Raw genomic sequence first — 13551 nt, 5'->3', positions numbered from 1 at the left:
CTTCCAAACTATTCCCTCCTTTGGGGTGCTTTATTTATACTTGCCAATCTAGACTCTCTAAGAAAGCATAAACATCTTCATGAAGCTGTTCACGCTCTTTATCTAGGGTAATGACATGTCCTGATTCTTCATACCACTTGATTTCTTTTATGGTCGATTCAATTTCGTTGTAAATGATGTTGGCACTCTCGGTATTAATCATTTTATCGTGACGTGCTTGGACAACGAATGTTGGGGCATAGACCATATCTACATGGTTACGCACATCGGCAATTAATTGCTGAAGTGCTTTTAATGTTTTCATGGGGGTCTTTTTAAACTCATTCATTTCCACTTCGATTTGTTCGTCTGTTTTTCCTTCATACCTTTTATATTCGCGGGCATAATCGAGAATTCCTTGGTACATGACTTCTTCACTTTTTATATGCATCGGGGCACACATCGGTACAATACCCTTTATAGGTACAGTGTAACCCAATTTCAAGGAAAATACGCCGCCAAGTGAAAGTCCGGCGACAGCAATTTCGTCATGTCCGTTATTTTTTAAAAAATGGTATCCATTAAGGACGTCCTGCCACCAATCCTCGGGACCGGTATGGACGAGTTCTTCCGGTGGTACGCCATGGCCTTTATAGTGCGGGGCATGGCAGGTGTAGCCTTTTTTTTCTAAAAAGCGGCCCAGCATCCGGACATCTGCTGAATTTCCGGTAAACCCGTGGAGCAGCAAGACGGCGCGTTTTCCTCCTTCAAAGGTAAATGGTTTCGGTGGTGCAACTTTCATGTTAAAAACTCCTTTTAATTCTAGTAGCTTCTCTTAGTTTAAGCATTAAAAGAGGTAACATTCCAGAAAAAAGCCTTGTGGGGTGTTAGCAAAACGATTAGCTGGAGAATGTGGGGATGGGATACTTTGCTTGTTTTGATTAATTCCGTGGATTTGTGAAATAATTCCCTGGACTTGATCGATATTTCCGTATGCTTACTAATTAATTCCGTGGGTATCTGAATTAATTCTGCAAACGCCTAATTAGAGGCTTGCTTCTACCTGGGATTCCGTGAACTTTTGGTTTTTTTCCGCGAACTTGAACGTTATTTCCGTATGATATCTAATTAATTCCGTACGTTCTTCAATTATTTCCGTGGGTTTCTTAATTATTTCCGCGAACTCCTAATTTGGGGCATGCTCCAACCTTGGATTCCGTGAACTTTTAGATTAATTCCGCGAACTTGGTCGATATTTCCGTACGATTTCTAATTAATTCCGTACGTTCTTCAATTATTTCCGTGGGTTTCTTAAATAATATTTCTGCGAACTCCTTTATTAGAGGCATACCTCCACCTTGGATTCCGTGAACTTTTGGAATAATTCCGCGAACTTGATCTTTATTTCCGTATGATTACTAAATAATACCGTACCTTCTTCAATTATTTCCGTGGATTTCTAAATTAATTCCGCAAACTCCACATTAGAGGCTTGCTCCAACCTTGAATTCTGGGTACTATTTGATTTTTTCCGGGAACTTAAACCTTATTTCCGTATGATTTCTAATTAATTCCGTGCGTTCCTCGATTAATTCCGTGGATATCTGAAGTATTTCCGCGAACTCCCCATTGTAGGCATGCTCCTACCTGGGATTCCGTGAAATTATAAATTTTTTCCGCGAACTTGATCGTTATTTCCGTATGATTTCTAATTAATTCCGTACGTTTTCCAATTAATTCCGTGGATTTCTTAATTATTTCCGCAAACTCCTAATTTGAGGCATGCCCCAACCTTGAATTCCGTGTACTTTTGGATTAATTCCGCGAACTTGATCTTTATTTCCGTATGATCTCTAATTAATTCCGTACGTTCTCCAATTATTTCCGTGGATTTCTGAAGTATTTCCGCAAAACAGGCTCGCACCAGCCTACCATTCCACGTGTCTCTTGATTAATTCCGCACCCACACAGCAAATCCCCAAATAAAAAACAAAAAACCCAGCACAACGGCTAGGTTTGGATGTTTACATTAAATTTTAAAATAAGTAACCGCAAGGGCAAGCAGGAAAAATAATACGGATAATACAACTGTAATTCGGTGTAAGATCAAGTCCATTCCTCGTGCCTTTTGCTTACCGAATAAAGTTTCAGCACCGCCAGAAATGGCACCAGATAAGCCAGCACTCTTACCAGACTGTAGTAAAACAACTGCAATAAGAGCAATACTAACGATAACTAATAATGTTACGACTAATGCATGCATGTAAGCCACCTCCTGTTAGACGTACAGTTCACAGTATATTAAATTTACCATACAATTTCCCTTTAGACAATAGTCGTTATTGTGACAAGTTACCGTAAGCCTTATCGTTTAATCTTATAATTCTCTTCAATATACGCCTTCTCTTCTTCCACCGATAAAATCCCCACTGCCTTGCCTATGGTTCCTCCTTGCAAATTCCAAATTCTGTTATGATCCTTGTCTACCGCTGAAAAATCCCCTTTAGACCAGCGCTCTAAAATGTCTATGTATACAGAGGAATTGGCATAGTGATTAGCATTCTTTTGAACTACTTTTAAAAGTTGATTGACACGGCCGGGTGTCAGTGGGATTGCTCCCCACTTCTTACTGGCTTCCACTTTTTGATGAGACATTTTATGAATCGCATCCATGACTTCATCTTCTGTCATATTCATAGGAAAGTCCTTTTCAATTTCTTTGCTGGCCGGGTCATCGATTTTAATCGCTGATTGACCATCCTTTGATGTTTGTACCATTACCGTGACAGGTTTCTTTTGAAAAGGAAGTGAACCTGTCGTTTGATAATAAGAAAAGATACCTAAGACCATAACTGCAATCATAATCATCACACGCTGTGCCCATGATAGTTGTTTGAAATAGTTTTTCATCGTTTTACCCCAATCCCTATCGCAAGTTGTTTATTGTATTATTAAACACAACCTTGCGATTTCCCTGCTTGACATTTTCAGGAATTAAAAAAGCCCCCGTTCACTAGAAACGAGGGCTTACCTTATATAGAATTACTTCTTCAGGTTATAGAAAGATTTAAGGCCGTTGTATTGAGCTGTTTCAGCCAATTGATCTTCGATACGAAGTAATTGGTTGTACTTCGCTACACGGTCAGTACGTGATGGTGCACCAGTCTTGATTTGACCAGCGTTTGTAGCCACAGCGATATCAGCAATTGTGCTGTCTTCTGTTTCACCAGAGCGGTGAGAGATAACTGCTGTGTAACCTGCACGCTTAGCCATTTCGATTGCATCAAAAGTTTCAGTTAATGTACCGATTTGGTTAACTTTGATAAGGATGGAGTTGCCGATTCCTTTTTCAATACCTTCAGCAAGCTTCTTAGTGTTCGTAACGAATAAGTCGTCACCTACTAATTGAACTTTTTTACCAAGGCGCTCAGTTAATAGTTTGTGGCCTTCCCAGTCGTTTTCATCTAAACCGTCTTCGATTGAGATGATTGGGTATTTAGAAGAAAGCTCTTCGTACCAGTCAACCATTTCAGCAGATGTTTTTACAACACCTTCGCCAGAAAGATGATATTTACCGTCTTCTTTGTTGTAGAACTCAGAAGATGCAGCATCCATTGCTAAGAATACTTCTTGACCTGGCTTGTAACCAGCTTTTTCGATCGCTTCTACGATTGTTTGAAGTGCTTCTTCGTTTGATCCTAGGTTTGGAGCAAATCCGCCTTCATCACCAACTGCAGTGTTTAAGCCTTTGCCTTTTAATACAGAACGTAATGTATGGAAGATTTCAGCGCCCATGCGAAGTGCTTCTTTGAAGTTTGGAGCACCAACAGGCATGATCATGAATTCTTGAATATCTACGTTGTTATCAGCGTGCTCTCCGCCGTTTACGATGTTCATCATTGGAACTGGAAGCTGCTTCGCATTGAAACCGCCAAGGTATTGGTATAAAGTTACGCCAAGGTAATCAGCAGCAGCACGAGCTACAGCAAGAGAGACACCAAGAATCGCGTTTGCACCTAATTTACCTTTGTTTTCAGTACCATCTAATTCGATCAATGCACGGTCAACAGCTACTTGATCAAGAACGCTTAATTCTTCTTGTACAAGGTGTGGAGCAATGATTGTGTTTACATTCTCAACCGCTTTAAGAACACCTTTTCCAAGGTAACGTTCTTTGTCGCCATCACGTAGTTCAACTGCTTCATATTCACCAGTTGAAGCACCACTTGGTACTAAAGCGCGGCCGAATGCACCGGAATCAGTTGTTACTTCTACTTCGATCGTTGGGTTACCGCGTGAATCTAATACTTCACGAGCGTATACATCTAAAATATATGGCATTTAATTTCTCTCCTTAAAAAGAATAATTTATTTGATTAATGAAGTTCCAGTCATTTCAGCTGGTTTTTCCACATTTAATAAGTCTAACATGGTTGGAGCTAAGTCACCAAGAATACCGCCATCACGAAGTTCGACACCCTGTTTAGTAACAATCACTGGTACCGGGTTTGTTGTGTGTGCTGTCATTGGCTCGCCTTCTAGTGTTACTACTTCGTCGGCATTACCGTGGTCAGCTGTAATAATGGCTGTTCCGCCTTTTTCAAGGATTAAATCGACAATTTTACCTAAGCATTCATCAACGGTTTCAATCGCTTTAACGGTAGGCTCTAGCATTCCTGAGTGTCCAACCATGTCTGGGTTAGCAAAGTTCAACAGGATGGCATCAAACTTATCATTTTGGATTTCATTCAATAGCGCATCCGTTACTTCATAAGCACTCATTTCAGGCTGAAGGTCATAGGTTGCAACCTTTGGAGAATTGATTAAAATTCGTTCTTCTCCAGGGAATTTCGCCTCACGTCCGCCGCTCATAAAGAAGGTGACATGGGGGTATTTTTCCGTTTCAGCAATTCTGAGCTGCTTTAAGTTATTTTGAGAAAGGACTTCACCTATTGTGTTGTCTAAGTTTGTTGGCTTAAATGCCACATAACCATCTACCGATTCACTGAAGTGCGTTAAGCAGACAAAGAATAAATGTTTTGGATGCTTTGGTCCGCGATCAAAGTCCCGGAAGTCTTCATTTGTGAATGTGTTAGAGATTTGAATGGCACGGTCCGGACGGAAGTTATAGAAAATAACAGCATCATTGTCCTGAATCGTAGCCACAGGCTGTCCATCTTCTTTTGTAATCACAGATGGGATCACGAATTCATCAAAAATTCCGTGCTCATAAGAATCCTTCACAACGTCAAGCGGATTGGTATAGGCAGGTCCTTCACCATAAACCATCGAGCGGTATGATTTTTCAACGCGCTCCCAACGCTTGTCACGGTCCATGGAATAATAGCGCCCGGAGATCGTCGCGAATTCACCAACGCCATACTCCTTCATTTTGTCCAGTGTTTGCTGAATATATGACTCAGCTGTTTTTGGACCCACATCACGTCCATCTAAGAATGCATGGACATAAACCTTTTCCACGCCTTCTTCTTTTGCCAATTTTAATAAAGCAAACATATGCTGAATATGGCTATGAACACCGCCATCTGATAATAAACCAAATAGGTGCAGGGCTGTGCCATTCTTTTTCACATGATCCATGGCACCCGTAAAGGTTTCATTTTTTTCAAATTCTCCTTCACGGATTGCAATATTTACACGCGTTAAGCTTTGGTACACAATCCGGCCAGCCCCAATATTTAAGTGACCAACCTCAGAGTTACCCATTTGACCTTCTGGAAGACCAACAGCCTCACCAGATGCGGTTAAATGGGAATGCGGATAATTGTCCCAAAAACGGTCAAAGTTTGGCTTTTTTGCATGTGCCACTGCATTTCCTTTTGTTTCGCTTCTGCATCCAAATCCATCAAGGATGATCAGCGCAACTGGAGATTTACTCATACTGACCTGCCTCCAGTAGCTTTAGGAATGATTGTGCTTCAAGGCTTGCTCCGCCTACTAATGCACCATCAATATCTGGCTGTGCCATGTATTCTTTGATGTTCTCTGGTTTTACACTGCCGCCGTACTGAATGCGTACTGCATCGGCAACATCTTGTGAGAATTGCTCTGCCACAACTTGACGGATATGCGCACAAACTTCATTCGCATCAGCAGAAGTAGAAGATTTACCTGTTCCGATTGCCCAGATTGGTTCGTAAGCAATAACAGATTGTTTTACTTGCTCATCGGTGAAACCAGCAAGCGCTTTTTCGATTTGGTCACCAACTAATTGGTTGGTTTCACCATTTTCACGCTGCTCTAGTGTTTCACCACAGCAAATGATTGGTGTTAAGTTATAGTTAAACGCTGCAAGAGCTTTTTTGTTAACAGATTCGTCTGTTTCATTGAACATTTCACGGCGCTCTGAGTGTCCAATAATGACATATTGAACACCTAGGTCAGCAAGTGCCTTCGGGCTGATTTCGCCAGTGAATGCTCCGCTTTCTTCAAAGTGCATATTTTGAGCACCAATTTTCACGTTCGTACCTTCTGTTACTTCGACAAGGCTTTGTAAAAATAAAGCCGGTGCACAAATAACAGCCTCCATTGTTTCTGATGAAGGTACAAGACCTTTTACTTCTTCAGCAAAGCTTTTTGCTTCAGAAAGGGTTTTGTTCATTTTCCAGTTTCCTGCAATGATCGGTTTACGCATAGTGGCACATCCTTTCATAATTACGTTCGTTGCCCATTATTACTATCTATCAAAAAATGGTTAATATCTACCGTAACTTTGTAAATATATTAAAAAATTTGTTAATCTTATTTATCGTTCAATGCCACGACGCCAGGAAGTGCTTTACCTTCCATAAACTCAAGAGATGCTCCGCCGCCTGTGGAGATATGGCTCATTTTGTCTGCTAAGTTGAACTTTTCAACTGCAGCTGCTGAGTCTCCGCCGCCAATAACGGAATATGTACCTTCTGATTCAGCAAGTGCTTCTGCAACCGCTTTTGTACCGCCAGCAAAGGCATCAATTTCAAATACGCCCATTGGTCCATTCCAGATCACAAGCTTTGAATTTTTGATCACATCACTATAAATTTCTCTTGTTTTTGGTCCGATATCAAGAGCTTCCCAATCAGCAGGGATTTCTTCGATTGAAACGACTTTTTTATTGGCATCAGCAGAGAAATCGTCAGCTACTACCACATCAACCGGCATAAGGAAGTTAACACCTTTTTGTTTTGCCTTTTCAATGAAAGAATTTGCTAGGTCGAGTTTGTCTGCTTCTAGTAATGATTTACCCACTTCATGGCCTTGAGCTTTAACGAATGTATAAGCCAATCCACCGCCAATGATTAAGTTATCCACTAGTTCAAGCAGGTTTTCGATTACACCGATTTTGTCCTTTACTTTCGCACCACCGATGATCGCTGTAAAAGGACGTTCAGGGTTTGATAGAGCTTTGCCAAGCACATCAAGTTCTTTTTCCATTAAGAAACCTGAAACTGCAGGGAGGTTGTGAGCAATACCTTCTGTTGAGGCATGGGCACGGTGAGCCGCACCAAATGCGTCGTTTACATAAACATCCGCAAGTTCAGCGAAAGCTTTTGCTAATTCAGGGTCATTCTTCTCTTCACCAGGATAGAAACGAACATTTTCAAGAAGAAGAACATCGCCTTCACTCATTGTATCAATCATCGCTTTAACAGAATCGCCATATGCCTCATCCGCTTTTTTCACTTCTTTGCCGAGCAGCTCAGAAAGTCTTACACCAACAGGAGTAAGGCGCATTTCTTCGACCACTTGCCCTTTTGGACGGCCAAAGTGGCTGGCTAAAATAACCTTTGCTCCTTGTTCCATCAAGTATTGAATTGTTGGTAATGCTGCGCGAATCCGTGTTTCGTCTGTGATTTTTCCATCCTGCATGGGAACGTTAAAATCTACGCGGCAAAAAACGCGTTTGCCTTTTACATCGATATCCTTAAGTGTTTTCTTGTTCATGTGTAAAGGACCTCCAGTATGTGCGGTGTCATGACAGCCGCTTGAATATTGTTGAAAGCTCATAAAGTAAAAAAGGAGGGGGAATCTTCCCCGCTCCCCTTTGGAAAACATTATATAATCTTAAGGATTAAAGTCCTTTTGATGCGATGTAATCTACAAGGTCAACAACGCGGTTAGAGTAACCAACTTCGTTGTCATACCAAGACAATACTTTTACCATGTTGCCTTCAAGAACCATTGTTGAAAGACCATCTACAGTTGAAGAAACAGTAGCACCATTGTAATCGCTAGATACTAATGGAAGATCGCTGTATGCTAAAATGCCTTTTAATGGGCCTTCTGCAGCAGCTTTAAGAGCTGAGTTAACTTCATCCGCTGTAACATCTTTTTCTAATTCTGCTACTAAGTCAACGATTGAAACGTTTGGAGTTGGAACACGCATTGCCATACCGTTTAATTTACCTTTTAATTCAGGTAATACAAGCGCAACAGCTTTTGCAGCACCAGTTGAAGTTGGGATCATGTTTTCTGCAGCTGCACGTGCACGACGGTAGTCTTTATGTGGCAAGTCAAGGATTTGTTGGTCATTTGTGTATGAGTGAACAGTTGTCATCATACCACGCTTGATTCCGAAAGTATCGTTTAATACTTTTGCAAATGGAGCTAAGCAGTTTGTAGTACATGATGCGTTAGAAAGTACATGGTGGTTGTTTGCATCGTACTTGTCTTGGTTAACACCCATAACGATTGTGATATCTTCGTTATCTGCTGGAGCAGAGATGATTACTTTTTTAGCGCCTGCTTCTAAGTGTTTCGCAGCATCTTCACGCTTTGTGAAACGGCCAGTAGATTCAACAACAACTTCTACTCCTAGGTCGCCCCAGCCAAGTTGTGCAGGATCGCGCTCAGCGATAACTTTTACTTTGTGGCTGCCGATTACTAGGTATTCACCATCAACGGTTACTTCTTCAGAAAGAGTTCCGTGAACAGTGTCATATTTTAAAAGGTGTGCAAGCATTTTTGCATCTGTTAAGTCGTTAATTGCAACGATTTCTACATTGCTATTGTTTAGAGCCGCACGGAATACGTTACGACCAATACGTCCAAATCCATTAATACCAACTTTTACTGTCATGATAAATTTCCTCCTTTGTATGGGTAAAGCTATATTTTTTTAAAAGGAATTACCCTTTCAATAACGTTTTTGCTGCACCTTCATCGGTAATAAGAATCGTCGATTTCGGTGCTTGTTTTAAATAGGCCTTTATTGCCTTGGCTTTTGATATCCCGCCTGCAACCGCAATTACATTAGGGATATGCTCTAGATCTTCGAGCTGAAGCCCAATTGTTAGAACCTTATGGACAATCTCGCCCTCTTCGTTAAAATAATACCCAAATGCCTCGCCAACAGCCTTCCCTTCTTCAAGTTTCATCTTAGTATCAGGGTTGGTTTTTCGCCGCTCAGCCATTGTAATAGCATCTCCAATTCCATGGAGAACCATGCTGGCTGATTGAATTAAAGTTAAGACCTCGTGGATATCGGGCTCTTTGATCAGAGATTCGTAAATTTCCGAACTAACCTGACCTGGAACATATAAAACTCGATGCCGGGAATCAGTGTTGTGTGCCATATTCGAGCAAATCGTGTTTGCCTGATTATGTACATCTTCACCAACCCCTCCCCTTGCCGGAACAAATAGTAATTCCTTTTGGGTTAAATCGGGTGAAAGTCTTTCCGCGACGGCTGCCATTGTGGAACCGCCAGTCACAGCGATGATATTTTTTCCGCCTAGAAGCTTTTTCATACAAGATGCAGTAGCCTTGCCGAGTTCACCTTTGACCAACGATGATTCGTCGCTATCACCAGGGACAATAATCACCTTTTTAATGCCGAGCCGGTGTTTTAATTCTAGTTCCATGACGTCTATACCCTTTAGCTCACGCATTAAACCTTCTAAATCTTCAAGTAAATTTTTCCCTTCCGACGTTAAACTCATTCCTACATTATTGGTATGAATAAGATTTTGCTCTTTAAGGAAGTCTACTTCACTGCGAAGTATTCTTTCGGTAAGCCCAAGGCTGACAGCTAAGCTCCTTCTTCCTACTGGCTGCATGTATCCTATGTATCGTAAAATGGTGTGTCGCTTCTGCAGGATTTGAAGGAGATCGGGTAATAATCTTTTTTGGATATCAATAAATGACTGCATGAACTGCATGCTCCTTTATTATATGTAGTTGGTCGTAAAATGTCCACCATAGACAAATTATGTCCCACCTACGCTAAAAAAAATCACCCCTACTACGTTTTTCATTGTAACAGGAGTAAATATTCATTTCAACTCATTTACCTCAGTTTTTTTCTTGCAAACGATTACTTATGTCAATTTTGTCAACAAAGCCAAATCCCACTTCTTCTCCATCGATATGAACAACCGGAATCATGAGACCATAAAGTTCGGTTAATTCATCACTTGAGTCAATATCGATTTCTTCAAGGCGAAACTTCCAATCCTCTTGCAATTCTAAAATAGTATTTTTCGCTTTGTCACAGAGCGGACAGCGTTTTCTAGTATATAACGTGATTGTCTGCATTTCTTTTTTCCTTTCCTTAATTACACAAACCGTTTCCTTTTTGCTGAGGACGGAATGCCTAGCTGCTCCCGGTACTTAGCCACGGTTCTTCGTGAAACGAGGATTCCCTTTTGCCCCTTCAGCAGTTCAACCATCTCTTGGTCCGATAGCGGTTTTTCCTTATTTTCCTGGGCCACCAAGAAACCAATTTCATTCTTTACCAGTGTGGAAGATGTACTCTCATCGTCTGCGGTTTGAATGGTACTAGTGAAAAAAGTTTTTAATGGATAAGTGCCTATTGGTGTTTGCACATATTTTTCCCGGACAGCCCGGCTGACGGTAGATTCATGGATTTCAAGTTCACTGGCGATCTCTTTCATCGTCATGGGTACTAAATATTGGCTTCCCTTTTGAAAAAAGGCCGGTTGTTTTTCAACAATCTTGGCAACAACCTTCGTAAGGGTTTCTTTCCGTTGTTCAATACTTTTTAAAATCCATTGGTAGTCCTGTACTTTATCCTGCAGGAAACGGCTGACCTGCTGATTTTGTTTATGAAACTTTTGATAATAAGGCTCATTAAACCGAATCCGCGGCAGAGATTCATCAAACATTCGGACCGTTAATCCCTCATTGGTTTGCTCAATAATCGCATCGGGAATAATATAGGTAGTTGGCTCCTGATGGAGTAATGCACCAGGTTTTGGGTTGAGCTGCTGGATTTCATCAAAAACATCTTGCAGATCCTTCAAGCTCACACCTAATTCTTTTGCAATCGGCTTCCACTTTTTTTCAGCAAAGGGCACAAAGTATGTTGATAGAATCGTTTGCGCTAGTTCGTTGTTTGGATTTTTATAATAACATTGCAAAGCTAAACATTCTTGCAAATCTCTTGCCCCAATGCCAGCCGGCTCCAGTGTTTGAATAATCGCGAGGCAGTCCTCAATGATGTCTAACTCCACCTGCAATTTTAGGGCAATTTCAGAAAGACTCCCAGTAAAGTAACCGTTTCCATCTATATTTTTGATCAAGTGCCGAATCACTTTCATTTGCTCAGCCGTTAAGTTTTTAATGTTAAGTTGAGAGAGTAAGTATTCCTCAAGAGAAAAGGGTTTGTCTGCAATCTGTTCAATCCAGTCCTTTTCCGACTTTTGATGCTTCCGACGGTTACGGTCGATCAGCGGATTCATCGGTTTAACATTCACATTTTCGACTTTTAGGAGAGGATTTTCCAATGCCTTATCTTCTAAAAATGCAGCCAGCTCCTGGGCAGAATACTGCAATAAGGCGATTGCCTGCGACAACTCCTGCGTCATGGTTAATTTTAATGTTTGCTGCTGCCATAAACCCGGTTTTAAATCCATCATGTTCACCCCTCCTTTTCTATTTTACACGATGAGTGGATATCCGTGTTAAATTATTAGAAGATTTAATCAAACCAAAAAAAGGAACCCTAATTTTCAAGTTTGTTCAAACCTTTTTATTTTATTTTCTTACGATAGTAATTTTTGCACACCTAAAAAAGAACAAAAAAAATATCACTGTGTTTAAAACACAGTGATATTTTTGACGCGCTCGGAGGGAATCGAACCCCCATTTTAAGAACCGGAATCTTACGTGCTATCCGTTGCACCACGAGCGCATAAATATTAGCGACTTTTATATTATATGTTACATTCTCGATAATTGCAAGCAGCAAATAGGTTTTAAATTTACGAGAAATGGTTATCCTGATGATGGGAAAGTTGTCGAACATTTTAGAAGGCAAACTGTTTGACCTTTATTGACCATCAGTGTATGATACTATTACATAAGCTTTTACCTTTTCTAATCAAAGGAGGAAGAAAAATGAATTTGATTCCTACAGTTATTGAACAAACAAACCGCGGCGAAAGAGCCTATGACATTTACTCCCGTCTCTTAAAAGACCGGATTATTATGCTAGGAAGCGCAATCGATGACAATGTAGCTAACAGCATTGTAGCACAATTATTATTCCTTGAAGCAGAGAACCCTGAAAAAGATATTACACTTTATATCAACAGCCCAGGCGGAAGCATCACAGCTGGAATGGCGATTTACGATACCATGCAATACATTAAAGCAGATGTATCAACCGTATGTATCGGTATGGCCGCTTCAATGGGAGCATTCTTGCTTGCTGCCGGACAAAAAGGAAAACGCTATGCACTTCCCAATGCAGAAGTGATGATCCATCAGCCACTAGGCGGCGCGCAAGGTCAAGCAACAGAAATAGAAATTGCAGCAAAACGCATTCTTTTCCTTCGCGAAAAATTAAATGGTATCTTAGCAGAGCGCACTGGTCAACCGCTTGAAGTCATTCAACGCGATACAGACCGTGATAATTTCATGACTGCTGAAAGAGCCAAAGAATACGGCCTTATCGACAGCATCATCACTCGTAAACCTACTGATACAACAGAGAAAAAATAAAAGTAAAGCAACCGTCATCACGTCGGTTGCTTTATTTTTTTTTGACTATGTTAAAGGTGATTGTTGAGTTTTAGCACGTTGATTGGAGCGGAAGGCGGCGAAGACTCCTCGAAAATGCTATCGCATTTCCTTCGTGCGTGGGCGGATTCGAGGAAGCAAATTCAAAGTCCTGCGGGAGTACGGGGCAGGGGAGAGCCCACAGGCGCAAGTGCGCCGAGGAGGCTCCCCGGCACGCCCGCGGAAAGCGAAGCCGCCTGGAGCGGAAATCAACATTCAAGATTAACTCAGTATTTTCATTAAAAAAGGATTCAGCCTGTGCCGAATCCTTCTTTATTACTGTTCTTTTTGAATAAAATCTGATAACACCACAATAGCTTTCTCTTCATCTTCCCCATCGGCAATGATATTAATCAAAACCCCTGAACCAACAGCAAGGCTCATTAATCCCATAATACTTTTCGCATTTACCTTCTTGCCATCCTTCTCCAGAAAAATATCTGCGGAAAACCGATTTGCTTCTTGAACAAAAAGAGCTGCAGGACGTGCTTGAAGACCTGTTTTTAATTTTACTTCTATTTCTTTTACCAACATAATAATTCCTCC

The 13551-nt window shown here is 41.0% G+C and carries 13 protein-coding genes and 1 tRNA gene; 1 reads left to right on the top strand and 13 read right to left on the bottom strand.

Annotation, left to right across the window (positions count from 1 at the left end; all coding sequences use genetic code 11):
• Window positions 1–34: 34 nt before the first annotated feature.
• The 12 genes from J7E81_RS19510 to J7E81_RS19455 all read right to left on the bottom strand — a co-directional run bounded on the left by J7E81_RS19510 (window position 35) and on the right by J7E81_RS19455 (window position 12136).
• Window positions 35–781 (bottom strand): alpha/beta hydrolase, encoded by a 747-nt coding sequence (locus J7E81_RS19510; protein ID WP_215045113.1) that lies wholly within the window; start codon window positions 779–781, stop codon window positions 35–37.
• 1227 nt (window positions 782–2008) lie between these two features.
• Entirely contained in the window at window positions 2009–2242 is a 234-nt protein-coding gene (gene secG / locus J7E81_RS19505) for a preprotein translocase subunit SecG (protein WP_215045112.1), read from the bottom strand.
• 101 nt (window positions 2243–2343) lie between these two features.
• On the bottom strand, window positions 2344–2889 hold the full coding sequence (locus J7E81_RS19500; RefSeq protein WP_215045111.1) for a DUF6241 domain-containing protein: 546 nt from the start codon (window positions 2887–2889) through the stop codon (window positions 2344–2346).
• A gap of 132 nt (window positions 2890–3021) precedes the next feature.
• Complete coding sequence (gene eno, locus J7E81_RS19495; RefSeq protein ID WP_215045110.1) at window positions 3022–4320, bottom strand: phosphopyruvate hydratase; 1299 nt, start codon at window positions 4318–4320, stop codon at window positions 3022–3024.
• Window positions 4321–4347: 27 nt separating this feature from the next.
• Window positions 4348–5880, bottom strand: coding sequence for a 2,3-bisphosphoglycerate-independent phosphoglycerate mutase (gpmI, locus tag J7E81_RS19490; RefSeq protein WP_215045109.1), 1533 nt, complete (start codon window positions 5878–5880; stop codon window positions 4348–4350).
• Window positions 5873–6634: a triose-phosphate isomerase gene (gene tpiA / locus J7E81_RS19485; RefSeq protein ID WP_215045107.1), complete on the bottom strand. Its 762-nt coding sequence runs from the start codon at window positions 6632–6634 to the stop codon at window positions 5873–5875. The genes gpmI and tpiA overlap by 8 nt, the downstream gene beginning before the upstream one ends.
• Window positions 6635–6741: 107 nt before the next feature.
• Entirely contained in the window at window positions 6742–7926 is a 1185-nt protein-coding gene (locus J7E81_RS19480) for a phosphoglycerate kinase (protein WP_215045105.1), read from the bottom strand.
• 127 nt (window positions 7927–8053) lie between these two features.
• Window positions 8054–9061: a type I glyceraldehyde-3-phosphate dehydrogenase gene (gap, locus tag J7E81_RS19475; RefSeq protein ID WP_215045103.1), complete on the bottom strand. Its 1008-nt coding sequence runs from the start codon at window positions 9059–9061 to the stop codon at window positions 8054–8056.
• A 49-nt stretch (window positions 9062–9110) separates the two neighbouring features.
• Window positions 9111–10133, bottom strand: coding sequence for a sugar-binding transcriptional regulator (locus J7E81_RS19470; protein ID WP_215045101.1), 1023 nt, complete (start codon window positions 10131–10133; stop codon window positions 9111–9113).
• A gap of 142 nt (window positions 10134–10275) precedes the next feature.
• Window positions 10276–10518: a glutaredoxin family protein gene (locus J7E81_RS19465; protein ID WP_215045099.1), complete on the bottom strand. Its 243-nt coding sequence runs from the start codon at window positions 10516–10518 to the stop codon at window positions 10276–10278.
• Window positions 10519–10538: 20 nt separating this feature from the next.
• Entirely contained in the window at window positions 10539–11858 is a 1320-nt protein-coding gene (gene rpoN, locus J7E81_RS19460; protein ID WP_215045198.1) for an RNA polymerase factor sigma-54, read from the bottom strand.
• Between the two features lie 206 nt (window positions 11859–12064).
• Window positions 12065–12136 (bottom strand) — tRNA-Arg (locus tag J7E81_RS19455).
• 206 nt (window positions 12137–12342) lie between these two features.
• Here J7E81_RS19455 and clpP point away from each other — a divergent pair.
• Window positions 12343–12948, top strand: coding sequence for an ATP-dependent Clp endopeptidase proteolytic subunit ClpP (gene clpP / locus J7E81_RS19450; RefSeq protein ID WP_215045097.1), 606 nt, complete (start codon window positions 12343–12345; stop codon window positions 12946–12948).
• A gap of 333 nt (window positions 12949–13281) precedes the next feature.
• On the opposite strand, the gene J7E81_RS19445 is transcribed toward clpP, so the two are convergent.
• Window positions 13282–13539, bottom strand: coding sequence for an HPr family phosphocarrier protein (locus J7E81_RS19445; protein WP_215045095.1), 258 nt, complete (start codon window positions 13537–13539; stop codon window positions 13282–13284).
• Window positions 13540–13551 lie beyond the last annotated feature (12 nt).

Origin of the sequence: Bacillus sp. ISL-18 (genome assembly GCF_018613415.1) — a bacterium.
GTDB lineage: Bacteria > Bacillota > Bacilli > Bacillales > Cytobacillaceae > Neobacillus.
Note: the sequence above shows the minus strand (reverse complement) of the source record. Positions and strands in the feature narration are given on the sequence as shown.